At 36.0% G+C, this 22,584-nt stretch carries 30 protein-coding genes; 26 read left to right on the plus strand and 4 right to left on the minus strand.

The window, feature by feature from the left end:
• Window positions 1-46 precede the first annotated feature (46 nt).
• The 23 genes from ACWPKD_RS03725 to ACWPKD_RS03835 all read left to right on the plus strand — a co-directional run bounded on the left by ACWPKD_RS03725 (window position 47) and on the right by ACWPKD_RS03835 (window position 17,468).
• On the plus strand, window positions 47-643 hold the full coding sequence (locus tag ACWPKD_RS03725; RefSeq protein WP_455411335.1) for a hypothetical protein: 597 nt from the start codon (window positions 47-49) through the stop codon (window positions 641-643).
• Between the two features lie 21 nt (window positions 644-664).
• The gene (locus ACWPKD_RS03730) at window positions 665-2,278 is read left to right on the plus strand and encodes a hypothetical protein (RefSeq protein ID WP_455411336.1); all 1,614 of its coding nucleotides are present in this window, start codon (window positions 665-667) and stop codon (window positions 2,276-2,278) included.
• A 61-nt stretch (window positions 2,279-2,339) separates the two neighbouring features.
• On the plus strand, window positions 2,340-2,990 hold the full coding sequence (locus ACWPKD_RS03735) for a murein L,D-transpeptidase catalytic domain-containing protein (protein WP_455411337.1): 651 nt from the start codon (window positions 2,340-2,342) through the stop codon (window positions 2,988-2,990).
• Between the two features lie 31 nt (window positions 2,991-3,021).
• Complete coding sequence (locus tag ACWPKD_RS03740; RefSeq protein ID WP_455411338.1) at window positions 3,022-3,465, plus strand: hypothetical protein; 444 nt, start codon at window positions 3,022-3,024, stop codon at window positions 3,463-3,465.
• A gap of 33 nt (window positions 3,466-3,498) precedes the next feature.
• Complete coding sequence (locus ACWPKD_RS03745) at window positions 3,499-4,014, plus strand: hypothetical protein (RefSeq protein WP_455411339.1); 516 nt, start codon at window positions 3,499-3,501, stop codon at window positions 4,012-4,014.
• Window positions 4,015-4,208: 194 nt separating this feature from the next.
• Window positions 4,209-4,547, plus strand: a complete 339-nt coding sequence (locus ACWPKD_RS03750; protein ID WP_455411340.1) for a c-type cytochrome — start codon at window positions 4,209-4,211, stop codon at window positions 4,545-4,547.
• A gap of 26 nt (window positions 4,548-4,573) precedes the next feature.
• Window positions 4,574-5,293, plus strand: coding sequence for a hypothetical protein (locus ACWPKD_RS03755; RefSeq protein ID WP_455411341.1), 720 nt, complete (start codon window positions 4,574-4,576; stop codon window positions 5,291-5,293).
• Window positions 5,294-5,399: 106 nt separating this feature from the next.
• A complete protein-coding gene (locus ACWPKD_RS03760) occupies window positions 5,400-6,137 on the plus strand; it encodes a hypothetical protein (protein ID WP_455411342.1) in 738 nt (245 codons plus the stop codon).
• 63 nt (window positions 6,138-6,200) lie between these two features.
• Window positions 6,201-6,764, plus strand: a complete 564-nt coding sequence (locus ACWPKD_RS03765; protein WP_455411343.1) for a hypothetical protein — start codon at window positions 6,201-6,203, stop codon at window positions 6,762-6,764.
• Window positions 6,765-6,827: 63 nt separating this feature from the next.
• Window positions 6,828-7,145: a hypothetical protein gene (locus ACWPKD_RS03770; protein WP_455411344.1), complete on the plus strand. Its 318-nt coding sequence runs from the start codon at window positions 6,828-6,830 to the stop codon at window positions 7,143-7,145.
• Window positions 7,146-7,154: 9 nt separating this feature from the next.
• Window positions 7,155-7,709, plus strand: a complete 555-nt coding sequence (locus tag ACWPKD_RS03775) for an SMI1/KNR4 family protein (RefSeq protein WP_455411345.1) — start codon at window positions 7,155-7,157, stop codon at window positions 7,707-7,709.
• A gap of 39 nt (window positions 7,710-7,748) precedes the next feature.
• Window positions 7,749-8,249 (plus strand): hypothetical protein, encoded by a 501-nt coding sequence (locus ACWPKD_RS03780; protein ID WP_455411346.1) that lies wholly within the window; start codon window positions 7,749-7,751, stop codon window positions 8,247-8,249.
• Window positions 8,250-8,418: 169 nt separating this feature from the next.
• Window positions 8,419-9,372 (plus strand): alpha/beta fold hydrolase, encoded by a 954-nt coding sequence (locus ACWPKD_RS03785; protein WP_455411347.1) that lies wholly within the window; start codon window positions 8,419-8,421, stop codon window positions 9,370-9,372.
• A gap of 60 nt (window positions 9,373-9,432) precedes the next feature.
• Window positions 9,433-9,876: a DUF4262 domain-containing protein gene (locus tag ACWPKD_RS03790; protein ID WP_455411348.1), complete on the plus strand. Its 444-nt coding sequence runs from the start codon at window positions 9,433-9,435 to the stop codon at window positions 9,874-9,876.
• Between the two features lie 145 nt (window positions 9,877-10,021).
• On the plus strand, window positions 10,022-10,771 hold the full coding sequence (locus tag ACWPKD_RS03795) for a hypothetical protein (RefSeq protein ID WP_455411349.1): 750 nt from the start codon (window positions 10,022-10,024) through the stop codon (window positions 10,769-10,771).
• A gap of 422 nt (window positions 10,772-11,193) precedes the next feature.
• Complete coding sequence (locus tag ACWPKD_RS03800; protein ID WP_455411350.1) at window positions 11,194-11,769, plus strand: hypothetical protein; 576 nt, start codon at window positions 11,194-11,196, stop codon at window positions 11,767-11,769.
• A 48-nt stretch (window positions 11,770-11,817) separates the two neighbouring features.
• Complete coding sequence (locus ACWPKD_RS03805; protein ID WP_455411351.1) at window positions 11,818-12,600, plus strand: fatty acid desaturase family protein; 783 nt, start codon at window positions 11,818-11,820, stop codon at window positions 12,598-12,600.
• A gap of 28 nt (window positions 12,601-12,628) precedes the next feature.
• The gene (locus ACWPKD_RS03810) at window positions 12,629-13,420 is read left to right on the plus strand and encodes a hypothetical protein (protein WP_455411352.1); all 792 of its coding nucleotides are present in this window, start codon (window positions 12,629-12,631) and stop codon (window positions 13,418-13,420) included.
• Window positions 13,421-13,479: 59 nt separating this feature from the next.
• Entirely contained in the window at window positions 13,480-13,809 is a 330-nt protein-coding gene (locus tag ACWPKD_RS03815; protein WP_455411353.1) for a hypothetical protein, read from the plus strand.
• A gap of 26 nt (window positions 13,810-13,835) precedes the next feature.
• Entirely contained in the window at window positions 13,836-14,894 is a 1,059-nt protein-coding gene (locus ACWPKD_RS03820) for an outer membrane protein assembly factor BamB family protein (RefSeq protein WP_455411354.1), read from the plus strand.
• A gap of 59 nt (window positions 14,895-14,953) precedes the next feature.
• Entirely contained in the window at window positions 14,954-15,562 is a 609-nt protein-coding gene (locus ACWPKD_RS03825; protein ID WP_455411355.1) for a hypothetical protein, read from the plus strand.
• A gap of 159 nt (window positions 15,563-15,721) precedes the next feature.
• Entirely contained in the window at window positions 15,722-16,819 is a 1,098-nt protein-coding gene (locus ACWPKD_RS03830) for a serine hydrolase domain-containing protein (protein ID WP_455411356.1), read from the plus strand.
• Window positions 16,820-16,970: 151 nt separating this feature from the next.
• The gene (locus tag ACWPKD_RS03835; RefSeq protein WP_455411357.1) at window positions 16,971-17,468 is read left to right on the plus strand and encodes an SRPBCC family protein; all 498 of its coding nucleotides are present in this window, start codon (window positions 16,971-16,973) and stop codon (window positions 17,466-17,468) included.
• On the opposite strand, the gene ACWPKD_RS03840 is transcribed toward ACWPKD_RS03835, so the two are convergent.
• Entirely contained in the window at window positions 17,458-18,231 is a 774-nt protein-coding gene (locus ACWPKD_RS03840) for an oxygenase MpaB family protein (RefSeq protein ID WP_455411358.1), read from the minus strand. The two genes, ACWPKD_RS03835 and ACWPKD_RS03840, sit on opposite strands and share 11 nt — an antisense overlap.
• 119 nt (window positions 18,232-18,350) lie before the next feature.
• Between ACWPKD_RS03840 and ACWPKD_RS03845 the strand changes: the two genes are divergently transcribed.
• The 3 genes from ACWPKD_RS03845 to ACWPKD_RS03855 all read left to right on the plus strand — a co-directional run bounded on the left by ACWPKD_RS03845 (window position 18,351) and on the right by ACWPKD_RS03855 (window position 20,698).
• Window positions 18,351-18,635, plus strand: coding sequence for a hypothetical protein (locus ACWPKD_RS03845; protein ID WP_455411359.1), 285 nt, complete (start codon window positions 18,351-18,353; stop codon window positions 18,633-18,635).
• A gap of 67 nt (window positions 18,636-18,702) precedes the next feature.
• The gene (locus ACWPKD_RS03850; protein ID WP_455411360.1) at window positions 18,703-19,092 is read left to right on the plus strand and encodes a ribosomal maturation YjgA family protein; all 390 of its coding nucleotides are present in this window, start codon (window positions 18,703-18,705) and stop codon (window positions 19,090-19,092) included.
• A gap of 85 nt (window positions 19,093-19,177) precedes the next feature.
• On the plus strand, window positions 19,178-20,698 hold the full coding sequence (locus ACWPKD_RS03855) for a carboxypeptidase-like regulatory domain-containing protein (protein WP_455411361.1): 1,521 nt from the start codon (window positions 19,178-19,180) through the stop codon (window positions 20,696-20,698).
• 59 nt (window positions 20,699-20,757) lie between these two features.
• Here ACWPKD_RS03855 and ACWPKD_RS03860 read toward each other — a convergent pair whose 3' ends face one another.
• The 3 genes from ACWPKD_RS03860 to ACWPKD_RS03870 form a co-directional block, all read right to left on the minus strand.
• Window positions 20,758-20,934: a CAL67264 family membrane protein gene (locus ACWPKD_RS03860; RefSeq protein ID WP_367230457.1), complete on the minus strand. Its 177-nt coding sequence runs from the start codon at window positions 20,932-20,934 to the stop codon at window positions 20,758-20,760.
• A gap of 72 nt (window positions 20,935-21,006) precedes the next feature.
• The gene (locus ACWPKD_RS03865; protein WP_455411362.1) at window positions 21,007-21,435 is read right to left on the minus strand and encodes a hypothetical protein; all 429 of its coding nucleotides are present in this window, start codon (window positions 21,433-21,435) and stop codon (window positions 21,007-21,009) included.
• A gap of 80 nt (window positions 21,436-21,515) precedes the next feature.
• A complete protein-coding gene (locus ACWPKD_RS03870; protein WP_455411363.1) occupies window positions 21,516-22,577 on the minus strand; it encodes a tetratricopeptide repeat protein in 1,062 nt (353 codons plus the stop codon).
• Window positions 22,578-22,584 lie beyond the last annotated feature (7 nt).

Below are 22,584 nucleotides of genomic sequence, written 5' to 3' on the forward strand. Positions count from 1 at the left end.
GAATTTAAACGTTATGCAGTATTTTGCAGTAACCCGACGAAACAAAATGAAAAAAAAATTATGCTTATTGGTCATTTCCATAACATCCTTCTTTTTTATCGGATGCGCGACAAAATTTCATCAATCGTATAAAAACCCAACTAAATTTGATAAGCAGTCAATAAGCAGAATCAATGGAGAATACAGTATTTATCCAATAGATTCTACTGGTTCTTTTTCCGATAATGAGTTTAATAATGAGTTTAATAATGCGTTTATAAAGTTTTACAGAAAATATGGACGTGTAGTACGTGATACATTAAAATTAAGCAAATTACACGACTATTCCTTAAAACTGGAAATAAAAAACGAAGCGGAAATCGAGTTAAAATATCTGAAAAACAAAAACATAATAAAGCAATTAAAACTGCCCTATGAGATAAAACCCGACGGTTATTTATATTTAGAAAATAAAAATCGTCTCTATCAAGGGATTCCCTATCTTTTCGGAGGCGTTGACATTAAAAAAATCAGACTGGGAATGGACCCTGCAGAAAACCTGATAATTGAAGAAGTCTATCATAGTTCGGGCGCTTTACTCTTTATCTTTGGGGATTCAAAAACCTGGCATAACCGTAATTATTATAAAAAAATAAAGCCATAAACGCTATAAAGACAATTACTTATGATTAAAAAGTGGTTACAAGATATATTTGAAAAAAAAGAAACCTATGAATTTAAGGAATGGAGAACAGACGACTCGATTCTGAAATTCCTTATTTCGAACCTGGACAGCAACAACTGTTTAAAAGCCGATATCGAAGACCTGCCGGACGAAAAAAGAGACGAAAACAAAATAGGATTTGCACCGGGCCTTATGGATTCCCTTTTTGGAGCAGACGATTCAGACGATTCAAAAAAGAGAATCAAAGAACTGTCAAAACTCATGAAAAACATTGCCAAAAGCGGAGATCAGTTCAGTGAACAGGAGTTTTATCAAATTGTTTCCAACAACGAAAACGTGATTGGGATAATTGATCAATTTATGGATACAATCGTTGATGAAGCCTTACCGACAGAACCTTACTTATTCAAATTTGCGAAAGATTTAACCATAAGGACCGATAACAGGAACGCCGTCAAATTAGGTATCGCAATATTAGGGTTATGTCAGAATAAAACGGTTCTGGATGATATAAAGATTTTAGGGTTGCATGATGAATTTACAGTTTATTCAGCCATTTCAATTATTAATTTATCTGACGATCCGGTAAACGACCTTTGGGAATTAGCCAAAAAAGTTGACGGCTGGGGAAAAATCCAAATCGTCGACAGATTAGCCCATCCGGAAGTAGCAGAACCCATTAAAAGCTGGCTGCTTACCGATGGCTATAAAAACAACATTATGTATGAGTATTTAGCCATGACCTGTGCTGTTTACGGAGAATTACATACAAAACTTGAAGCGGAACAAATCGATTACAAACTTTTTAAATCAACAGTTGATATTCTTGGTGCGCTTGTGGTTGAACACAGTCCGTCCGGTGATATTTACGATTACACCGAAGCGGCTAATGTTATAGAAAATTTTGTCCGACATGCCAAACAACACCTAAGTGACATCTCTGATTTTAATTTATTACATAAAGTCAAGGAGTTTTTAACGGACTTGCTTAATGATGCAGACGCACAAAACAATAACGGCTGGAACCAGGATTTAATTTCAAACTGCCTAATTGATATTGTGGAAATCCTGAACGGCAGAGACTGGAAACCTTTAGTTTATGATGGCTTAAAAAGTAAAAACGGAATGCTTTACTGGGAAGCGAAACAAGCGGCTGAACTACTTGGCATTGACCTTTGGGACACCGTGTGGCAAAAACTTCAGGAAACCCCATTGGACAGTACAGCGTGGTATGATGTTACATTTTACGGAAAACCGGAACATGCCGATCTTATTATTGATTTTGCCGTTAAGGAGTTACCGCACGATGAGTTGGGAACAGGCCCTAAAGATTCCATGGGAATTGGCGAGAATTATGGCAAATTCATGTGCTTAGATTATGCTATCACTTTTCTGGAAAACCATCCCGGGAAAGGAGAAAAAATAATCTTGACCGGACTCCGTTGTCCGGTTACACGTAATAGAAATATGGCTATCAGCGTTTTAGATAAATGGACAAAAGAAAACTGGTCTGCAGTAATTGAAAAAGAAGTAAATCATCTGAAAAATATTGAACCTAACAACGAAACCAGAGACAATATTAAAAGACTGATTAACGGACAGGAATTGGAATAAAACAGCAGTTCCACAGACCGGAAAACTTTACAAAATTTAAAAGAATACCCAATCCTTCTTTATGAAAAAAGCAGTGGTTATATTAGGATTTGTGGCGTCACTTCTGGTGATAGTAGCCTGTATTCCCAACAATGAAAAAGAGCCTGCGAAGTTGGTTGCACTTAACGAGCCGAAAAACGAAGTAAGCATTTCCCATTTAAAAAGGAAATCAGAAGAGGCAAAGAAATTTTGTGAGGCCAAAAAACTAAATACCGATTTCTATTTCCTGATTGATCTGAAAAAACACTCCGGATTAAAAAGGTTTTATGTGTGGGACTTCAAAAAAGACACCATTACCAACGCTTTCATGGTAAGTCATGGCTGCGGAAATAATCCCTGGGGAAGAGACTATTCAAAGGAAAATCCCGAAATAAGCAATACAAACGGATCGCATGCTTCTTCTGTCGGGAAATATGTAATCGGGAAAAGAGGTTACAGCAATTGGGGCATAAACGTCAATTATCTTCTGCACGGAAAAGACCTGACCAACAGTAATGCCCAACAACGCCAGATCGTGCTGCATTCATGGGAAGAAGTAACCGACGAAGAAATTTATCCTGCCGGAACCGCCGAAGGTTGGGGCTGCCCTGCCGTTTCAAATGCTTCCATGAAAGTTATTGATGAAATGCTCAAAATGTCAAACAAAAATGTGCTGATGTGGGTTATAAAATAAACATCCGGAACATTAGACAACATCGTAAAACATGACACAACAAATCCTCTTTATAATTGTAATACTCATCGGGGCCTTCTACGCGTATCAAAACGGGAAAAAGGCGAAATCCGATATCGAAAGGTTTCAGCAAAACAAAGCAGAAGATAATTCCCAGACAAAACAGAACTATTTGGATAATCATGTTTTTTTCGGACTAAAGAATCGCAACACCGGTTTTGATGCTGATGCCATAACGTACTTTTCAGAAGATGATTTTCAAACGGTTTTACAAAGAGTTGAAAGTTCAAATCTTGGCATATGCAGTATTAAACCCTGGTCTGATGGCGAGTTCAGTAATGCTGCAAACTTTGAAGATTTTGGGAACGATCCGTTTAATCCTGACTGGTACACCAAAGCATTTGAAGATTTCAAAAAAGAAAAGAAAAACCTGCTTTACGCAGCAACGTATGAAGTTCCTGAAAGTTTATTATAAAGCCTTCGCCCTCAACATTTAATTAATCGAATTATGGAACCAATGTCAGAGAAAATAATAGCCGAAATAAACAACGCCAAGCCATCGCTTCCAAATCAGGAAATCCTGTCACTCATCGAATTCAAATGGAATGATGACGAATTAACCACTTGGGATGGCGGGTTCGATCTCAATGAAAAAACAAGAGCAGAAATTGCTGTGTCTTTGTATCCGAATTTTGAAAAAAAAGATACCGATTACCTTGAAATATTGCGCTATTTACTTAAACAGGAAATCGAGAACTGCTCTGAAGCTGAATTTTTAAGCACTACGCTACACAATTGTTATGACTATCTGGCTACTTATAAAAACCTGGAAGATATACTGCTGCTGCTTTCAGCAAATGATGACAGTAGTTTTGATGCAAATTGCGGATTATATAAAGACCGGCTTTTTTACAATGGCTATTCAAATGTGATGCAATATATAAAATCTCAAAAAGATATTGATCAGGACATTATTGACAGCTTAGAATATTATGCAGATTATTACGGGTATAAAAATGATTAACCTGATAACAATATAAACCGCCAAAGCTTTAATACAACCAGAAACAATGAAAAAGCTAATCCTGATCTGATACGACAAGATTCAACAGCAAATTTACAAACACGGTACTAATGAAATTATTCAAGAAACTATCAACCCGAATCCTGCTTCTGTCCAGTGTCTTCTTACTCTTTACGGTAACCGTATTTTGCGTTTTGTTTTGGAATTATTCTGATGAGTCTGAACAAATTGTCGGTGAAACAACATCTGTCGGAACATTTTGCGGTACAAAAAAATCATCCGAAATGACACTCAGGGGAAAGCAGCTTTTCAACAGTAGTTGTGCCGCCTGTCATAAATTGGATGCTGCCACGACCGGCCCGGCATTGCGAAACAAAGATTCAGTTCTTTTGCATAAATGGCTTTATTATCAAAATGTAAAAATTGACACAACAAAACTAGAAAAGTTAGGAATTGATTATCATTTAACTTTATCCAGACAAAACTTTAAAATCACAGATTTAAAAAGCATTTATACTTACTTAAGCGAATAATTTTACTAACGAGGCACAATCATTTCATGAAGATATTATTATTATTATTCCTAACATCACTTTTAATCGCCTGCACCTCAAAAACAGCTAACAAAACTGTTGATGCAGTTCCGGTTAACAAGACAGTATCTAAAGAGAAAACTCAAAAACAAACAGCTGTTATTAGAACCGATACTTTGCGCATCAACAATCAAAAATATCTTCAGACAATAGAGGACGATCACTTCATATCTTTAGTTTCACTGAAAGGCGACACCATCGTGAAAGCAGAAGATTATTACTCTGAAGCAGAAATTTTAGATATCAATGAAGATGGTTTTCAGGATATCCGCGTTTTTTTCTTTATGGGCAAAATCCCCAATGCCTGTGACAATTATTTATTCGACAGCAAACAAAAAACTTTTAAAATCATTGAGGACTGTTGGCTTGACGTCCGTAAGATAAAGGGAACCAACTTCTATTATTCGTACAATCGGGCCGGATGCGCAGATATGAACTGGGAAAGCAATTTAAGCAAGATTGAAAACAATAAATTAGTCGATTACGGTTATATCTCCGGGCAAGGCTGTGATGAGGCAATAAAAGAAAATCCACAGGTGATAAAAATCTACAAAGTTGTTAATTCCGATAAGGAAGAAATGACGTTAGTGAAAACCCTTCCCTATTTAAAACATATTCCTACATTTGAGGATAAATGGGACTTTATTGAAAAATATTGGACCAAGAACTTTAAAAAATTCAACTAACTACCGCAAGCCTTTATAAATGGGAATATTAACGAAACTTTTCGGAAACAATAAACCAAAAACACCTGATACTTCAACGATAAAAAAGTCCAATTCGATAGTTTACATGAATAAACACATCCTCAAAATAGCAACACTATTGCTGTTAATCGGAACCACAAGTTGCAGTAACCAAAAGACTGAACAAACAGCAACTCACGATAAAAACATTCCGCAAAACACCGCTGAAGAACCTGAAAATGAAGCGCACCAAAGAAAAACCATAACTGATTTTATCCCGAGCGGTTATGTGGTTTTTGAAAAAATTTACGGCGACCTGAATAAAGACAAAACGGAAGATTGTATCATTATCATTAAAGGCACTGATAAAACCAAATTCGTCAATGATGAACGCAGAGGCCTGTTAGACCGCAACCGAAGAGGTTTAATCGTTTTGTTCAACAAAAACAACAACTACGAACTGGCGGAAAAAAATGAGGACTGCTTTGCTTCTGAAAACGAAGAAGGTGGCGCGTATTATGCTCCTGAATTATCCGTTAGCATTGAAAAAGGAAATCTGTACATCCATTACGCACACGGCAGAAATGGCTATTGGACGTACACTTTCAGATTTCAAAAACCTGGCTTTAAACTTATCGGTTATGATTCCAGCGATAATATGGGGGGCACTGTGGAAAGTACAGTTAGTGTTAATTATTTAACTAAGAAACGATTACGCCAGCAAAACACTTTCGAAAGTGATGAAACGGACATCTTTAAAGAGACATGGAGTGATGTAAAAACAAGCAAACTGGTCGACCTTTCAGAAATTAAAGATTTTGATGAATTTCGTGTTCCGGAATAACAAACATTTCCACAAGAACCTGACAATTAACAGCTTTACAAAATTCACATACCGATTCACAACATGGAAACCATCAACAGAATAATAAATATCATAGATGTTAATATAATTTTTTGTCTGCCTTCCCTGATAGTGACGTTACTGCTAACCAATTTATTTTTCAAAAACAGATTTCAAACCGGTAAAGCATTCAACGTTGTCCGATATACCATAATTAGTTACACCACATTGTATCTGTTAGTTTCCCTGGTCGGCTTCTTGTTGCATTCCGATGAATACGATTATACCTCACGTGCAACAGGCCCTTACTGGTGGTCATATTGGCTGATGTTCAGCGGTGCGGTATTGTTACCCTACACGTTGTTCTTTAAAAAACTTGGCTTAAATCCTTTGTATTTACTGTGCATTGCAGTTTTTTTAAAAATAGGAAGGTATTTTGAAATGTTTGTAATCTATGTCACAAGCCTGCACAGGGATTATTTTCCGGGCAACAGCAACGAATGGCTTGATTATTTCCCGACCGGTTTACTTTTGATTGTGCTTCAGGGATTTCTTTTAGGAATCGTTCTTTTAGGAATTGTGGAAGCCTGGCATCGGAAAAACACCTCCAACGGTTTAAACAATTAAAAAATGAAGTGGTCAGATATGTAAACAAGTAACCGATACAATAACGGTTTTAACACAATCCAAATGATTCCAAAAAAGAAAAAAGGCTTCCGAAAAATTGTTGTTGCTGAAAAGGTATACTATTGGCGGTTTTCAACTATAATCGAAATCAAGCCCGAACACAACCATTCGAACAGACTGGAAATCGATTTTGGACATTTTGATCCCTGGTTTTATGCGAATGACCCGGAAAACAAACCCGAAGATTTTGAACCTAAAAGCATTACTCCGGCTTTCATCAGGAAATCCATTGAAAACGCTATTGCTTTAGGATGGAACATTGATGCTGCGAATACTTTTAAAAAGCTGAACTTCAGAAATAATGCATTTGAAAATGAATAGTTACCCAATATGACAAAAACAATCCAAAAACTGGACAACAATATTTCAACGTTAAGACCTGATTTTTATAACTGTTTGAAAAAACCTTTGGACGAAACTGCGATTACGAAACTGGAAGAAAAATTCAAGGTTCAGATTCCTGATGATTTAAAAGCACTTTACCAATGGAAAAACGGACAAAGCGACGATTGCTATGACTCGTTTGTAAACAATTCAATGTTTATTCCTTTAAATCAGTCGCTTGCAATCGCTAAAGAGCTTACTGCCATGATCGGGACCGATTTTGAAATCGAAAACTGGTGGAATGAAAACTGGCTTCCGGTTTTTGACAACGACGGCGGCAGTTATATCTGTTATGATTTAAGCGGAATTTTTACCGGCGAGAAAGGACAATTACTCGAATTCTGGAAAAGCGATAACGATCGAAATGTAATTGCTCCCAATCTTGAAAGCTTCCTGATTCAGTTAAACAACTACTACGAAACAACACCTGAGGAAGATTTTGACGACTATTTTGAAGTTGAAGCGCCACAGAAATTCCCAAAACGATTTATAGTTAAATAACCGTCGACTTCTGACTGCTGTTTTTTTTACCACTATCTTATGCATAACAATCAATTATTCCATATCATTTGGACAACTTTTGAAGAATACCCGGTTTGGGATAAAAATGGTAATTGGGAAAAAATCAGGAACTGCTATCTGGAATTAAAAAACCATGATATCACTTGTACCTTTTCACATGAATTACAAACCAATTATTTAAACAAAAAACCTAAAACCAATCGATTACAGCTCAATGATAATGCAAGAAAACAATTAAAAAAAGATATTGAAGAACTGTGTCTGGAAAACAGTGACCGTATTATTGATGGTTTAAAAATAGAAATGCTCCATATTGACGAGAGTTCCGTAGAAATGCTTGTGTCATCAAATGTAACTTCCATTGAGCAAAAAATTGCACGGTTAAAAAGCAGAACCGCCACTCTTTTAAGTTTAAAATACCCAAATGAATATTTCGGAAAAAACACATGGGGCAAAGGGATTTGGTTTTCGCATATCTTAAATAAAGAATCACTTGCCGTTTCAATACTCAAAAAATAACTTCGGCCAGACCGTTAAACAATTTCTTTTCCTTTTTGAAACTGACGATTGGCTTCCGTGGTCTAAAAAATATTTCAGCATTTTCTGTATATTTGTAGGTGTCAGCAGCATCTATAGACTGACACAAAGTTTTCTGAACATTACAAGCCATTACAAAACCCATATTCAATTGAAAACTAAAGCATTAAGCCTTATTCTGTTTTTCCTCTTTTTCTCCATTTCAAAGGCTCAAAATTTAAAAAAAGGAGATTACTTTGAAACCATCGGCGGGTTAAAAATCAGTTATTCCATTCGCGGAAAAGGCCCAATTATGATTGCCGGACATTTAAACTCCGGAAAAATCGGGTATCAAACCACATTAAAACGTTTGGAAGATAAATTCACCATGGTGTATTACGATCCGCGCGGAACCGGAAAATCTCAGACACCAAACAGTCTTGACGGTTACAAACAAGATTCGGTTGTGTATGAAATTGAGAACCTGAGAAAACATTTAAATGCTGATAAAATTTGGATTTTCGGCCATTCAGACCAGAGTGCCATTGCTTTGGAATTTGCACTAAAGTATCCTAAAAATGTGGAAGGCTTGATTTTGACCGGAACAAGTTATGTTAGCACACAAGAAGAAAGTATCCGGCGCAGAAGAACTTCCGAAGCAAAAAGAGTTAAAGAATCGAAGTGGTTCGCCCAGGTTATTAAAGACTGGGATTATATGAACGAACATAAAACAAAAACAGACCCAACCGGAAAAGACATTTCCGAAGCGCCCGTAAAGTGGTGGTGTTACGATGAAAAAAGCTTTCAAAAAGTAATACCGGTTGTCAGACAGATTGCAGCGGCCGGACGAAGAAAACCCATAAATGGAAAATTCCCTGCTGAAACTGAAAATGACCGCTTACAGTATTTGAACTTTCAGGAAAAGTTTCCTTCAATCAAAGTAAAAACGCTTATTGTTAACGGAATTTACGATACAAACAATCCGCCGGAATTTGCAGAGCGATTACAGAAAGCGTTACCCAAATCCGCATTGCTTTTGATCGACAAAGCCGGACATTTCCCCTGGATTGAAAATCCGGAAGAAACGTTTAAGGGAATTGAAAAATGGCTGAACAAAAATCTTTAAAATAAAACACTGATTAACATTTCGGTATATTTGTGGGTTGTACGCGATTATTAAAAAACTATGTCTGAAAAATATCATTCTAAAGTTGAAGAAAACGTAGCCAAGTATGGGTTTCATATTACTTATGTATTAGAAGATGAAGCGGGTCCCTCTTTTTGTTACTCAACTGGTCTTTACAAGAATTATAATATTCCTGAAATTTTTATTTCTGGTTTGCCTCAAAACTTATCATTCACTATGGTTGGTGACTATGCAAAGAAATTCAAGAATATTATTGTCCCGATTAATAAAAAGTTAGATTCGTTCTCAGAGGACTTTAATTTTCCAATCTATTTTATTGAAATTGACAACAAAAATCTGAGTGAACATGTTTACGCAACTGATAGGTTTTATGACGGTGACGATTACAAATATTTACAACTAATCTATCCAGATACAAAGGGTAATTTCCCAAACGAAAGCGGGTATTTATATAATCAAGAAATATTTGGGGAATTGATATAACCGCGCACAACAGCGGTTTTATAAAATGATTAGCGCCAGTCCATAATAGAACCAACTGGAATCAATCAAACTTTTCGCTAAATTTGAAAATCAGCAATAAAAATAAGTCGATTTATAAAGCCGGCGTGACATTATTGGCAATTTTATGAAGAACATTATCTATATAGTACTTTTGGCTACATTAGGATGCAAAAATCAGACTAATCAATCTGAGGAAACTATTCCTGAAGCCAATACAGAAGAAACCTCTTCAGCTTCAAAAAAATACTACACAACCAAAGACACCTTATTGATTGTTTCGGAAAATGGTGACACTTTAAAATATGGCAAAGACGAGTTTAATGCTATAGTTGACAATCATCCGGAATTATACAGTGAATATACTCAGGAACCTAACCAATTGTATTATTGCAATGCAAATAGTGGTGACTTTGGAAGTGAAGTTGGTCAAGACTCGTACTATGGTTTGTATGCCTATTTCCTTAAACAAAAGAATGGAATTGACAACAACAGCGCCGTGAGGAAAAAGCTAATCGGCATCTATCAAAATATAAATTCTCTTTTTCAACGATTTCAATACGGTGGAACATACTTTGGACATCAGCATTCAAGAATTTTAGGTTATGCCGAATATTCCGTTTATCTCTATTCACAAAGCAGAAACCACATTGAAAAAACGTATGATATAACAAAACAAAAAGAGCTTTATATAAAATCACTCCGACAACTTATAGCCGACGAAAGCAAAATTGACTATAATACATTAGGAAAAGAGAAAACAGAACGAAACAAAGAGTTGAACAAAACTGTTGATGAACTCAATGAACTAATCACAGACAATTTTTATTTACGAAGAGCACAGGAATTTCATTACAGACATTACGAATACTATTAATCCTGAAAAACACTATAAATACCATCCCGTCACATTGAAAAAAGGAATTCAGCATACTTTAATTTACTACGGAATCTGTTCCCTAATTTATGGAGCATTGACGGTATTTCTGGAAGAACCAAGACATGCTCCAGGACTGAATCATTTATTTTTGCTTCTTGTGTTTATCCTCAGCTTCGGAATGACCTTCTATCACCTGATAAGCATGTTAGCCCGTAAGGATGGTGAATATAATAGAGGCGCACTTATAATTCATCTTAGCTTTGCAATTAGCTTGTTTACATTGTATTGGGTCCTGTATTACGCTCAATTTGAATAACTTTTCTTCTTACCAAATTCCTGTTTCGCAAAGCATATTTTTCGTAAATTGCATCAAATGCACAAAGCCTCATTATAACATGCTTAACTGCTAAAACCTCACTATGAAATATCTCGCAATAGCCTTATTGTTTTTTGGATCACTTACCTCCTATTCCCAAAAGAAAGAATTCAGAAAATATAATTTTAAGGAACTGTTGACGGAGTGCAATATTACCTATAAAACACCACGCGGATTCAATGAAACACCTGTCATTAGTGACAACGGGCATTTATACCAATATGCCATAAAAGATTCGACTACGGGTTTTGAAGCCCGGTTTTATGTGAAGCCTTATAAGATTTTCTATCAGAATGATCCTTCCTATGATAAAGACCCTTTAACCTATAATTTCTTTGTTTCCGCCTTATTAAACACATCAGGGTTTGTGCTGCCAAATTATCCCGATGTCAAAAAGTTCGGCCCGGAGATCATGAAAGACGATTTCAATGCCGATTACGGTTTATGGTCCTATTTCGAGCCGAAATCTAAATTTGGGGAAGGCTATAAAAACTGTGAAGTGTTTGCCATACGAAAAGATACTGTAGGCGAAGTTTATATCTTCATGCTTTACAATATTCAGAACCGTGAAACCAAAATAATTAGAGATGATATTTTATCATCCATCGATTTTAAATAGAAAAGTCCGTTAACCCTATGCATCAAGCATCCTTAACCGATAACCAAAATGATACATCAGGAAATAGTAAAAAAAGTTGAGTGGAAAGACCTGAAAAACCTGTCTTTCAGGGAAATGTTAATTGAAAACAATCTAACAATCCCCTGGTTTCTGATCTCAATGACCCTCGCCTATTTCGGCTATTATATTCTTGCTTTACCCTTTTCGGCATTTTTCTTTTTGACCGGACTTAGGCAGGTTCACAACGGTTTTCATAATTCCCTTGGGACAAATAAGTTTTTAACCTGGTTATCCCTGTACATAAACAGTATTTTAATGATGGTGTCGATTCACGCCGTTAAATTCAACCACATAAGACATCATAAATATTGCTTGTCTGATGAAGATTACGAAGGCAAATCAGCTGGAATGACCTGGTACGGCGCAATTTTATACGGACCGATGCACATGTTCCTGATCCACAAGGTCACTTTTCAGCTTGGAAATAAAAACTACAAACGGAATGTCATGCTGGAACTCATTTCCATTGCGATTGTTGTAACTCTTGCTTTTTACTTCAGAATTGATTTCCTGATTTATCACATTATTGTGATGATCTTCGGGGAATTTTTAATGGCTTTCTTTGCTGTTTGGACCGTACATCACCACACTGAGGACAGTCCTGAATATGCAAGAACACAAAGAAGCGGCTGGAAAAACAAAATTACATTCAGCATGTTTTACCATCTGGAGCATCATTTATTTCCGGCGGTTCCGACAATCAAACTTCCGGAACTTGCCAAACGGATTGACCAGGCATTACCGGATATTGAAAAGAAACAAACCTTTTAACACGTTTTACATTGACAACTTTCATCTAATGAAACGAAATTTAAAAATCTTCACGACACTTTGGTTTATAATCGCTTTAACTGTGCTGCTTTTGAACGATTTGGTACTAAAAGGAATCTTTGGAAACTTCATCACGGGTAAACTGTCTGATTTTGCCGGGCTTTTCATTTTTTCTTTGTTTTGGACTGCACTGTTTCCGACACATAAAAACAAAATATTTACACTGACAGGGTTATTGTTTATTTTTTGGAAATCGCCATTTAGTCAGGAATTAATAAACCTGTGGAATAGTCTTGGCCTTCTGAATGTAAACCGAACCGTTGACTATTTCGACCTAATTGCACTGACGGTTTTACCTGTTGCTTATTGGTTTGAAAACCAGAAAGACAACCTGAAAACGATACAGTTACATCCGATAATTCCCATTGTGGCTGCTTCATTCGCTTTTATGGCAACAAGCAGGGCAAAAGTAGAACCGGAAGAACACTATTTTGAATATTATCATGTCCGGGAAACGCAACAGGCAATTGTCAAAAAACTGGAAAGCACAGGAGAAGCGGAATGTATTGATTCTGAAAATAAAAATTTGCCTCCGTACAAATTTTGCAGGCTTTTTTCTGATAATGATTCCATCGAATTTTTCGACATCGATATACATGAAACCAAGAACGGACAAACCGCTATAGAACTCATTTCGATACAATATGATGAAGACATCTTTAATCAGGATGATGGACTGGATGAAGAAAATAAAGAATTATTAAAGAAGATTTTTGAAAGAGACGTTATTAATAAGTTGATTAAAAATACCGATAAATAAAAGAAATGGCTTTTACAATACTCAGATAGACCGATTTATTAAGCAACCTAATTCAAAATATGACACAACAGATAAATAAAGTGCGTGACTTTGAAGTAATGAAATACGTAACAAGAGCTTTACTTAGTTTTTCAATTGGGTTTGTCTTTCTTAGCTGTCTGATCACTTTACTATCCGGAGCAATAGAGGCTCACGGCTTTAATTATTTTTCTGTAATGAGTACAATATTTATATTACTGTTTTCCATCCCAACCATAACAGGAATTGCGGTATATCTGAAGCTGAAAAAAGAAAACGTACTGAAGCATCTCAAAAGAGAAATTATACTCATCGCTGCAACAATTTCAAGTCTATCAATCCTAAGTTTACTAACAACGTATTTCGATTAAAAGCGAAACAAACGATAAGTTCAACAATGAGAAAATTACTCCTTCTTTTATTCTTATCCTTACTTGCCTGTGATAAAAAAACCGAATACCACAAAGGATTAGAGCTGGTTTGGGAGAACAAAAAAATAAACTGGAGCACCAATTCACTGGTAGAAAAGGATAATTTTATATATGGCCATTCCATGGATGACAGCATTTTTAAGCTGAATATCGCCAATGGAAAAGTCGCGTGGAAAAGATATTCTGCCGGAAACTACACCAAATTGCAACCCTTGGTGTTTAATAACAAAATTTATTTTGGAGGAAGCGAAACTTTAAAGGCTTTTGATTTGCAGGGTAATTTAATCTGGGAAGACGTTACCGATACCAAAACCAACAACCTGATTGTATTCGATTCGGTGGTATTCAATTCCAGAAGTGGCGTCGGATTGTTTGCAAACGACCTTGAAACCGGCAAACTTATCTGGAAAATTCAGCCAGCCGAACAATTGCTTTCAACAACAAAGCCTAATATTAAAGACAACCTGCTAATAATTTCAAATTTAGATGATTCCAAAAACGGTAATGACATTTCCTGCATCGATATCAACCATAATAAACTTAAATGGGAAATCCTGAACAGTAATTATTTGTACAGTGAAGCATTGCTCGAGGACAATTATGTTTACATTAATTCCGATTCATCTTATGCAAAAGGATTTACGCATAAAATTGAGCTTTCAACAGGGAAACAACTCTGGAAAACTGCTACAAATCCTGAGATATTTTTTAAGCCGTTACTTTATAAAAACAGACTTTTCATCAATTCCTATAACAATGGGATTACCTGCATAGATACTACTACGGGTAAAGCAGTCTGGTCTTTAAAAAACAAATCTTATGTAGCTGATACAGAATTCCTTCTTTATAAAAACATTATCTTTTTCGGAACTCAAAACAGACAACTGATCGGGATTTCTACCGATGGAAAAATCATTTTTAAAACTGACTTTGAATATGGGATCGGTAATCCGTTTGTATACAAAGACAAGGTTTATATTAACGACGGAAACGGGAGATTGTTTCGGATAAATGAATTACGTTAACTTCGTTTTTAAAGTAAAAGTTGTTTAATTTGTTCTTAAAACATAAATCAATCAAAGGAATGAAAAATCTATTTATTGCGTTATTTTCAATATTGTTTACAAATGTTGCGTCTAGTCAGCAGAGTATTACCTCAGGCACCTATTACGATGGTTTAAATCTGGCTTACGATCCTGATTCCAAATTAATTACCGGCTTCTTTGAAAGTTATGTAGGTGAGGAAGATGCAAACGGAAACCCGAGATTCTCGTGCCTCTTCTATATTGAAGGAACCCTTGATAAGGATGTGGCGCTGATCCATACGTATTATACTGACGATATGGATTCAGATATGGTTGACGGTTATTTAAAAGTGACCGGTAACAAAACAGTTGAGATTAAATTAGGTGAAGATCATGGTGGCTGCTGGAATGTTCAGCATTTTAAGACTAGTCCGGTAAAATTCGAGCTTGAAAAAAGCAATAACTGGATTCAGGTACGCTACATAAATTCTGAGAAATCTTATTTCCATAAAGAAAAATCAAGCGACCAAAAACTTAAATCCTATCTGGTTAAAGGCGATGTGGTCTATATTGAAAAATTCGATGGCGAATGGGCTTACTGCTATTATTATGGAAAGAAAACCACACAAGGCTGGATGAAAATTACAGACTTAAACAAGTTTTATTAAATTTACTTGCCTGTCTGATAATGGTAGAACAGTTCCACAAATAATTTTTAAAACCATTATTCTCTAAATAGGTAATTTCTCACCATTTTCTATATATTTGTCATAATCATCAATCTTTCATAGAAGGTTAAACACTTTTATGAAATTAAATCAATCAAAATGACAATCAAAAAACAACTTCTTTTTGAGGCATTCCTGTTATTCCTCATTGTTTGCAATCCTTTACACTTAGCCGTTGCACAAAATCTTGACACGAAAATCGACAGTCTTATTAAAACTGAATTTAAAGACGAAAACGGTCCGGGTGGTGTCTTTCTGGTTGCAAAAAAAGGAAAACCTATTTACCAAAAAGCTTTTGGAAAAGCCAATCTGGAACTGAATACTGCTTTAACTACAGACAATGTTTTCCAGTTAGGGTCCATAACAAAACAATTTACGGCCGTAGCCATACTAATGCTGGAAGAACAAAAGAAATTAGACGTCATGCATCCGATTTCGAAATACATTCCGGATTATCCTTCTGGAGATCAGATAACTATTCATCATTTGTTGACACACACTTCCGGCATCAAAGATTTTACAAAAATGAAATCGTTGCGGGATATTGCCCAAAAAGAAATGACTCCTAAAATGATGGTCGATTTCTTCAAAAACGAACCGGTGGATTTCAAGCCCGGGGAAAAATTCGACTATAACAATTCCGGCTATGTAGTTCTTGGTCATATCATTGAAATCGTTTCCGGGGAAACCTATGAAAATTTTATAGAGAAAAACCTTTTTGAAAAAGCGGGCATGAAGCAATCGTATTATGCAAGCGATCGGGAAATCATCAATAAAAGAGCGTACGGTTACCAGAAAAAAGAAAGCGGGTATGTGAATAAGACGGCTATCAGTTTCAGTGTTCCTTTCTCATCCGGTGCTTTAATGTCAACCGCTACAGATATGCTGAAATGGCAAACGGCTTTAAATCAGAATGTATTGGTAAACGGTCAAACCATAAAAAAAGCCTTCACTAAATATAAATTAAATTCCGGCGAAGAATTCACCTATGGCTACGGTTGGCATCTAAAAGATATGAACGGAAAACCGTCAAGAGAACATGGCGGCAGTATATTCGGCTTTAAAACAATGGGTGTTTATATTCCCGGTGAAGATGTTTACGTTATCGGATTGAGCAATTGTGACTGCAATTCCCCTACGCAATTGGTAAAAGATATTGCCACCTTAACTTTGAAATCCTTAAAAAAAGATAATTAAAAACAGTTCTGCTACAGAAAAACCAGCTTTTTGGCATTTGTTAACACATACGTTATAAAGCCGTTAAAACACCATTTCAGCAACCTCATTTACAGAAAGTTAAGTAATTTTGTACCGACAACCTGAGTACTAACTTTTAAACTATATCGGTATGAACACGACAATCGAATTTCAGAAATTACCGGAGCAAAAAAAGATAATTGTAACACACAGTTATCCGACTACTCCGGAAACGGTATGGGATGCTTTCACCAAAACCGAAATGCTTGAACAATGGTGGGCACCGGAACCTTACAAAGCAATTGTTTTAACCAATACGTTTGAAAACGGAAAGTACATGCATTATTACATGCTTTCCCCGGAAGGTGAAAAACATTATTGTATCGCCGAATACAGCAAGATTGAGCCGTTAAAATCGTATCAGGTTCTGGATGCTTTTTGTGATGAAAACCGTGTAATCAACAATGACTTTCCGAGAATGACATGGCAAAACACCTTTTCCTATGAAAATGGGATTACGACAGTTACCAACACTTTGTCTTTCGAAAAAACTGAAGACCTGAACAAAATTCTGGAAATGGGTTTTGAAGAAGGCTACCGAATTGCTTTAAATCAGCTGTTTGATTTGCTGCATTTGGTTAGCGTTTAATCTTCCTGTATAAATCCAGATCGTCAATTTGCTGTTTGTATTCGGATGGAAGTAATATACTTTTTACCAGTGTATCCATCTTTATCTTTCTGCTCATTTTATACATCGGAACTATTGGAGTAAGCAATGAAAAATCATTAAAATCCATTAATTCTTTCACCCTTTTGGGCACAACTAATTTCTGTCCTTCCACCAATACTTTGTAGCGTGAAGGTCCAAGATGTTTTTTGTATTGTCTGAACAGATCTGTGGTATAATGGCCTTTCTCCAGATTATCCTGCAAATGGGTATCCCGAACCGGAAGCCAATCCTTATAAGTTTCGGGCAATTCCTTTAAACCCATTCGAACCCCTACTCTGTAAAACACATTGTATACTTCCTCTTTCTCTTGATCGTTTAATTTCTTTTCCAGCAACTCATAAGCCGATATCGAATAATAGATAAGCATAAACAAAACGTCACGATAAGCCCAATCCGGAATGGATGTCCCGCGGCTTTGTTCTACAGCGGAATGAATATGGCGCATCATGTCTATTGCTTTATGGGCATCTTCTTTTGGTGCAAACACTATCTTCCTCGCATAGCCAACCGTTGAAAACAGCCGTCCCAACGGATCTGAAGGCAATTTGCCCGTAAAGTATAACCAATCCACGGCTTTGTTAAGCGCAAATTCAGCGGAAGCGCCTGCAAAAATGAAAAGCACTGTATCGCTCTTTCCCCATATCTTTCTGACAATCGAATTCTCATTTACAAAGTAATCCATAACGTAAAAATTGTTTTGGCTAAATTACAAATAAATTTCATTTAAAAAGTACTTTGCATTTCAAAGTTTTATATATTTGTCGAAGAAATAACATTTATCAATCTTAAAAACAAACAATTATGAAAAACAAAAGACTGATAGTAATCATAACAACAATATTGGTTTTATTATCGATACCGCTTATAGCCATGCAATTTACCAATGAAGTAGACTGGAAACCATTCGACTTTATTATAGCTGGTATTTTACTTTTTGCAACAGGCTTAACGTGTGAATTTGTAATGCGAAAAATTACAAATAAAAGGAATCGAATAGTTTTAATAGCATTATTACTTTTGGCTCTTTTCTTGATTTGGGCAGAATTGGCAGTAGGAATATTCGGAACACCAATAGCCGGATCTTAATAACTTTACAACTGATTCATTAATAGCTATTATTACTTGCGGAACTGATAAAAAACATTTGAACATTATGCTGACTTTTAACAGAACTTATTTCCTGCTTGCAACGCTTATTTTCAACACTGAAGTAATGATAGCTTTATTTGTAAAAGATACTTTTATCAGGCCCTATTTTGGCGATGTACTTGTAGTAATCCTGATCTATTGTTTTGTAAAATCATTTCTGAAAATACCTGTACTGCCTGCTGTCGTTAGCGTTTTGCTTTTCTCCTACCTGATTGAAATGCTTCAGTATTTTAACATTGTAGAAGTACTGAATCTGGGACATTCAAAAGTAGCCCGGATCGTTATAGGAAGTTCATTCGAATGGCTTGATCTGGTCGCCTATACAGCTGGTGCCTGCTTAACTTTACTGGTAGAGAAGGTTAAGATTTCCCAAAAAATCATAAAAAAAACTTAAGCTTTCTTTTTTGCATGAGTTATTTTATAAGTTTGCGTGTATGTAAGAATAATAGCAAAAAACACAATACCTTATAAAATAATAAATGAAGCTTAAAACTATTTTCACTTTACTGCTTATTGCGGTTCAAACTTATGTTTTCGCTCAAAACATTACAGCTAGAGTGACTGATTCACAAACCGGTGAACCTCTCCCAAATGCAACAGTCAAAATCAACGGTACCACCGAACTGATCGCGAACAACGATGGTTATTTCAATTTTAATGAAAAGCAATCAGGGGAATCCGGCAGCATAACTGTTTCATTTTTAGGGTATACCAGCAAGCAACTTTCAATTGCTGATTTAAAAAACCAAAACTTAACAATTAAACTTACTCCGGGTGTTTACGAACTCGAAAACATGACCATAAGCAACAGCAAACCTGATCCGTATAAAATTATTGCTGAAGTAAAAAAACATCTTAAAGAGAACTACAAAACCGATCAGAACACTTCGCAAAGGAAGTTGTTTTTTAGGGAATCCTCCGCCTTTAAAGCTTCTAAAATGAATATTGAAATCGATAAATCAACCGGTTTCAGTAAAAAACAATTAAAAGAAGCCAATACTGATTTAGAAAAATTCACAACTAAGATCATTAATAATCCATCACAACAATTTAATGATATTCTTTGCAACTATTATAACGGCAAAACGGTAAAAGACAATAAAACTAATCTCCTTTCAAAACTTGAAGTAATTAAAGCAACAAGCATCCGGGGAAATGAAAGTACTGCTTCTGTGGATGATATGCAGGATGTGGGAACTTCAATTATTCTGAAACATCTTGATACCACAAAATTTTATCGCATAAAAAGTGGACTTTTCGGCTCCCGCGACACAGTCTCTTTAAATAAAAACTACAACAAAAAGAAGAACAAAAAAAAGGATAACAGTAAACTCGCAAACAGCAGGAGCAGCATTCAGTCATTTTTACTTGAGCAGCGATTGAGCAGTGAAAAGTTTGAATTCATCAATTCACCGGAGTTGTATTCCTATCAACTTGAGAAACGACTTTATGACGATACCGAAAATGAAGTTGTTTACATTATCAAATTTTCACCTAAGAAAAGAAGTGCCATATATACAGGAACACTCTATGTATCAGAGACCGACTATGCAGTGCTGAAATGCAACTATACTTTGGCAGAAGATAAAAAAGTCAACAGCTTCAACCTACGACTATTGTTAGGCGTTAAGGCATCTGAAAACGTAAGCTCAGGAACCCTCATTTTCAAAAAAGATCCTGAAAAGAAACATTACAACCTCCACTACGCATTTGAAGAAACCGGAATGTATTTTTATGTAAACAGACCTTTAAAATTCATTGAACTTACAAATGAAGATAAAGACATCGTTGCCTTGGATATAAAAGTGGAAGGCAATTCTATAAAAAAATCAGAATTACTGAACATCGCACAAAACGATATATCGGACGAAACTTTTAATACATATAAAGAAGTTGACTTCGAGTACATTCAACTCAAACGATACGATCCTTCCGTCTGGCAAAATCACATTTCCATTGAACCCTTGGAAGCCATGAAAGAGTACCGCGCTATGGATTGATAGTTATCAAACAAAAAAGCCGAATCATAATGATTCGGCTTTTTTGTGTTATATGCTTTTTACACTCTTCCTTTTAAAGCATTAAATACCCAGGCAATGGCAAAGAAACCGATTCCCACAGCTCCAAACCCCCATCCTGCTACATCATCATAACGGTAAACTGCTAAGCCTACGATTAAAATTCCCATGATAATCATGATCAGTGTTGCCCATCCTAATACGGTATTCTTATTCATCATTTTGATTTCGGTTTTAAATTCAGGTGTGCAAATATCAGCATTTTAATTCTTTTGGAAAAATCACCTTTGTTAAGATTGAGAATTTCCGGAAGCACCCAAGCCTAATTTACCGCCAAGATATCCCATTGGAATATAAGCTGCTACCACATCCAATATGATAAACCAAATGGGAGCCGGTAATAAAAAGCAGTTCGTTATACCTCCTAAAAGGAAAAATATTCCGATACCCATTGCGATTCTCATTTTACTTGTAGCTGCGAGTCTGGCGGCTGCGAAAGCCCCTACCAATGTTCCCAGAGCATGAGCCAGGAAAGGAAAAATAAACTGTTCGGATCCGAAAAGATGCATGGATTCTTTCATCTTCTCATAAGTCGATACATCTGCGCCTTCCGGCAAAGGAATAACTGTATGCCCTAATGAAATAAGCGCTCCGTTAACGACCGAGCCTACAACAAATCCGGTTACAACAGCTAAAATGTTTTTTACGATTGGATTCATAGTTTTTGTTTTTGGTTGGTTGGTATGCAATATAGGATTTTCCAACGGTTGTCACAAACGCTATTTTGCTCTCTTTCAACCTACAATCCTTTCCAGATAAATTCTTTACTCCAATTATTAAAATTAGTAACTTCTTTCTCGTGGGATTTCAACCATTGTTGGATTTCATTGTTTTCAGTTCCTGAGTAAGCTATGTAAGCAAATGTTTCCAGGAAATTCTTGTTTTTCATTTCAATAAAATAAGGTGCATAATACTCCCAGTAAAAACCACTGTTCTCCTTCTGGCTTTCTGCCAATGAGGAAAAAAAGGTGGATGATTTTCGGATGAATCGTTCCACTTCGGTTTCATCTTTGTATTTGTCGTCAAAATCCAGTGCCGCATCCATAGATAATATCATATCCGTGGTTTTAAAACTGTTTGGTTTCTGTTTTTTATCAATCCCTTTCAGAATGTCAGGATCTAAATTGAGTGTAATACTGTTCTCATCCGTTTTCTTCACATTGGCAGACATTATTCTGACAATTGATTTCATATTTTCTTTACCACGTGTGCTTTTCGGCTCCAGAACCATAAATCGGTAATACGCCAGCAATGCTCTTACCCTTGTTTCGCTTTGATCCGACAATCGTGCCAGCGCATTATGCGAACCCGGATGATTTGGATTCAGGGAAATCGATTTTTCAAAACATTTGACAGACTCCTCTATTTTATTGGTTTTAGCCAATGTTATCCCTTTGTTATAATACAGTTGGTAGTAGTTAGGGAATTCCTTCATACCTTTTTCGTATATCTTAACGGATTTGTCCGGCATCCCGAGGGCGTCGTATGAATTGCCACAACTAACGTAAATATTCTTCAGATCGTTTTTTCCGGGATAGAGCTTAATGGCTTTTTCTGCCAATTCTATTGATTCCTTAAATTGGCTCATGGCATTCAGTGTCATCACTTTTTCTGCCATTGCAAATAAATTATTCACATCCGCGGATAGCGCTTTATCGTAAAGCGCAATTGCGCCTTTAAAATCGCCTTTATCGTGCAGAACAATGCCTTCTTCTACAAGGTTATGGGCCTCGTCTACATTTTGTGCGTTTACTGAAATTCCCAATAAAAACAACAGCAGTACAGAAATCCTATTTACCATTACTTAT

It is taken from the genome of Flavobacterium pedocola (assembly GCF_053764385.1).

Excerpts from the sequence above, each read along its gene's own strand:
- ACWPKD_RS03725 (WP_455411335.1), top strand. The coding sequence starts at position 47 with ATGAAAAAAAAATTATGCTTATTGGTCATTTCCATAACATCCTTCTTT.
- ACWPKD_RS03730 (WP_455411336.1), top strand. The coding sequence starts at position 665 with ATGATTAAAAAGTGGTTACAAGATATATTTGAAAAAAAAGAAACCTAT.
- ACWPKD_RS03735 (WP_455411337.1), top strand. The coding sequence starts at position 2,340 with ATGAAAAAAGCAGTGGTTATATTAGGATTTGTGGCGTCACTTCTGGTG.
- ACWPKD_RS03740 (WP_455411338.1), top strand. The coding sequence starts at position 3,022 with ATGACACAACAAATCCTCTTTATAATTGTAATACTCATCGGGGCCTTC.
- ACWPKD_RS03745 (WP_455411339.1), top strand. The coding sequence starts at position 3,499 with ATGGAACCAATGTCAGAGAAAATAATAGCCGAAATAAACAACGCCAAG.
- ACWPKD_RS03755 (WP_455411341.1), top strand. The coding sequence starts at position 4,574 with ATGAAGATATTATTATTATTATTCCTAACATCACTTTTAATCGCCTGC.
- ACWPKD_RS03760 (WP_455411342.1), top strand. The coding sequence starts at position 5,400 with ATGAATAAACACATCCTCAAAATAGCAACACTATTGCTGTTAATCGGA.
- ACWPKD_RS03765 (WP_455411343.1), top strand. The coding sequence starts at position 6,201 with ATGGAAACCATCAACAGAATAATAAATATCATAGATGTTAATATAATT.
- ACWPKD_RS03770 (WP_455411344.1), top strand. The coding sequence starts at position 6,828 with ATGATTCCAAAAAAGAAAAAAGGCTTCCGAAAAATTGTTGTTGCTGAA.
- ACWPKD_RS03775 (WP_455411345.1), top strand. The coding sequence starts at position 7,155 with ATGACAAAAACAATCCAAAAACTGGACAACAATATTTCAACGTTAAGA.
- ACWPKD_RS03780 (WP_455411346.1), top strand. The coding sequence starts at position 7,749 with ATGCATAACAATCAATTATTCCATATCATTTGGACAACTTTTGAAGAA.
- ACWPKD_RS03790 (WP_455411348.1), top strand. The coding sequence starts at position 9,433 with ATGTCTGAAAAATATCATTCTAAAGTTGAAGAAAACGTAGCCAAGTAT.
- ACWPKD_RS03795 (WP_455411349.1), top strand. The coding sequence starts at position 10,022 with ATGAAGAACATTATCTATATAGTACTTTTGGCTACATTAGGATGCAAA.
- ACWPKD_RS03800 (WP_455411350.1), top strand. The coding sequence starts at position 11,194 with ATGAAATATCTCGCAATAGCCTTATTGTTTTTTGGATCACTTACCTCC.
- ACWPKD_RS03805 (WP_455411351.1), top strand. The coding sequence starts at position 11,818 with ATGATACATCAGGAAATAGTAAAAAAAGTTGAGTGGAAAGACCTGAAA.
- ACWPKD_RS03810 (WP_455411352.1), top strand. The coding sequence starts at position 12,629 with ATGAAACGAAATTTAAAAATCTTCACGACACTTTGGTTTATAATCGCT.
- ACWPKD_RS03815 (WP_455411353.1), top strand. The coding sequence starts at position 13,480 with ATGACACAACAGATAAATAAAGTGCGTGACTTTGAAGTAATGAAATAC.
- ACWPKD_RS03820 (WP_455411354.1), top strand. The coding sequence starts at position 13,836 with ATGAGAAAATTACTCCTTCTTTTATTCTTATCCTTACTTGCCTGTGAT.
- ACWPKD_RS03825 (WP_455411355.1), top strand. The coding sequence starts at position 14,954 with ATGAAAAATCTATTTATTGCGTTATTTTCAATATTGTTTACAAATGTT.
- ACWPKD_RS03830 (WP_455411356.1), top strand. The coding sequence starts at position 15,722 with ATGACAATCAAAAAACAACTTCTTTTTGAGGCATTCCTGTTATTCCTC.
- ACWPKD_RS03835 (WP_455411357.1), top strand. The coding sequence starts at position 16,971 with ATGAACACGACAATCGAATTTCAGAAATTACCGGAGCAAAAAAAGATA.
- ACWPKD_RS03840 (WP_455411358.1), bottom strand. The coding sequence starts at position 18,231 with ATGGATTACTTTGTAAATGAGAATTCGATTGTCAGAAAGATATGGGGA.
- ACWPKD_RS03845 (WP_455411359.1), top strand. The coding sequence starts at position 18,351 with ATGAAAAACAAAAGACTGATAGTAATCATAACAACAATATTGGTTTTA.
- ACWPKD_RS03850 (WP_455411360.1), top strand. The coding sequence starts at position 18,703 with ATGCTGACTTTTAACAGAACTTATTTCCTGCTTGCAACGCTTATTTTC.
- ACWPKD_RS03855 (WP_455411361.1), top strand. The coding sequence starts at position 19,178 with ATGAAGCTTAAAACTATTTTCACTTTACTGCTTATTGCGGTTCAAACT.
- ACWPKD_RS03860 (WP_367230457.1), bottom strand. The coding sequence starts at position 20,934 with ATGAATAAGAATACCGTATTAGGATGGGCAACACTGATCATGATTATC.
- ACWPKD_RS03865 (WP_455411362.1), bottom strand. The coding sequence starts at position 21,435 with ATGAATCCAATCGTAAAAAACATTTTAGCTGTTGTAACCGGATTTGTT.
- ACWPKD_RS03870 (WP_455411363.1), bottom strand. The coding sequence starts at position 22,577 with ATGGTAAATAGGATTTCTGTACTGCTGTTGTTTTTATTGGGAATTTCA.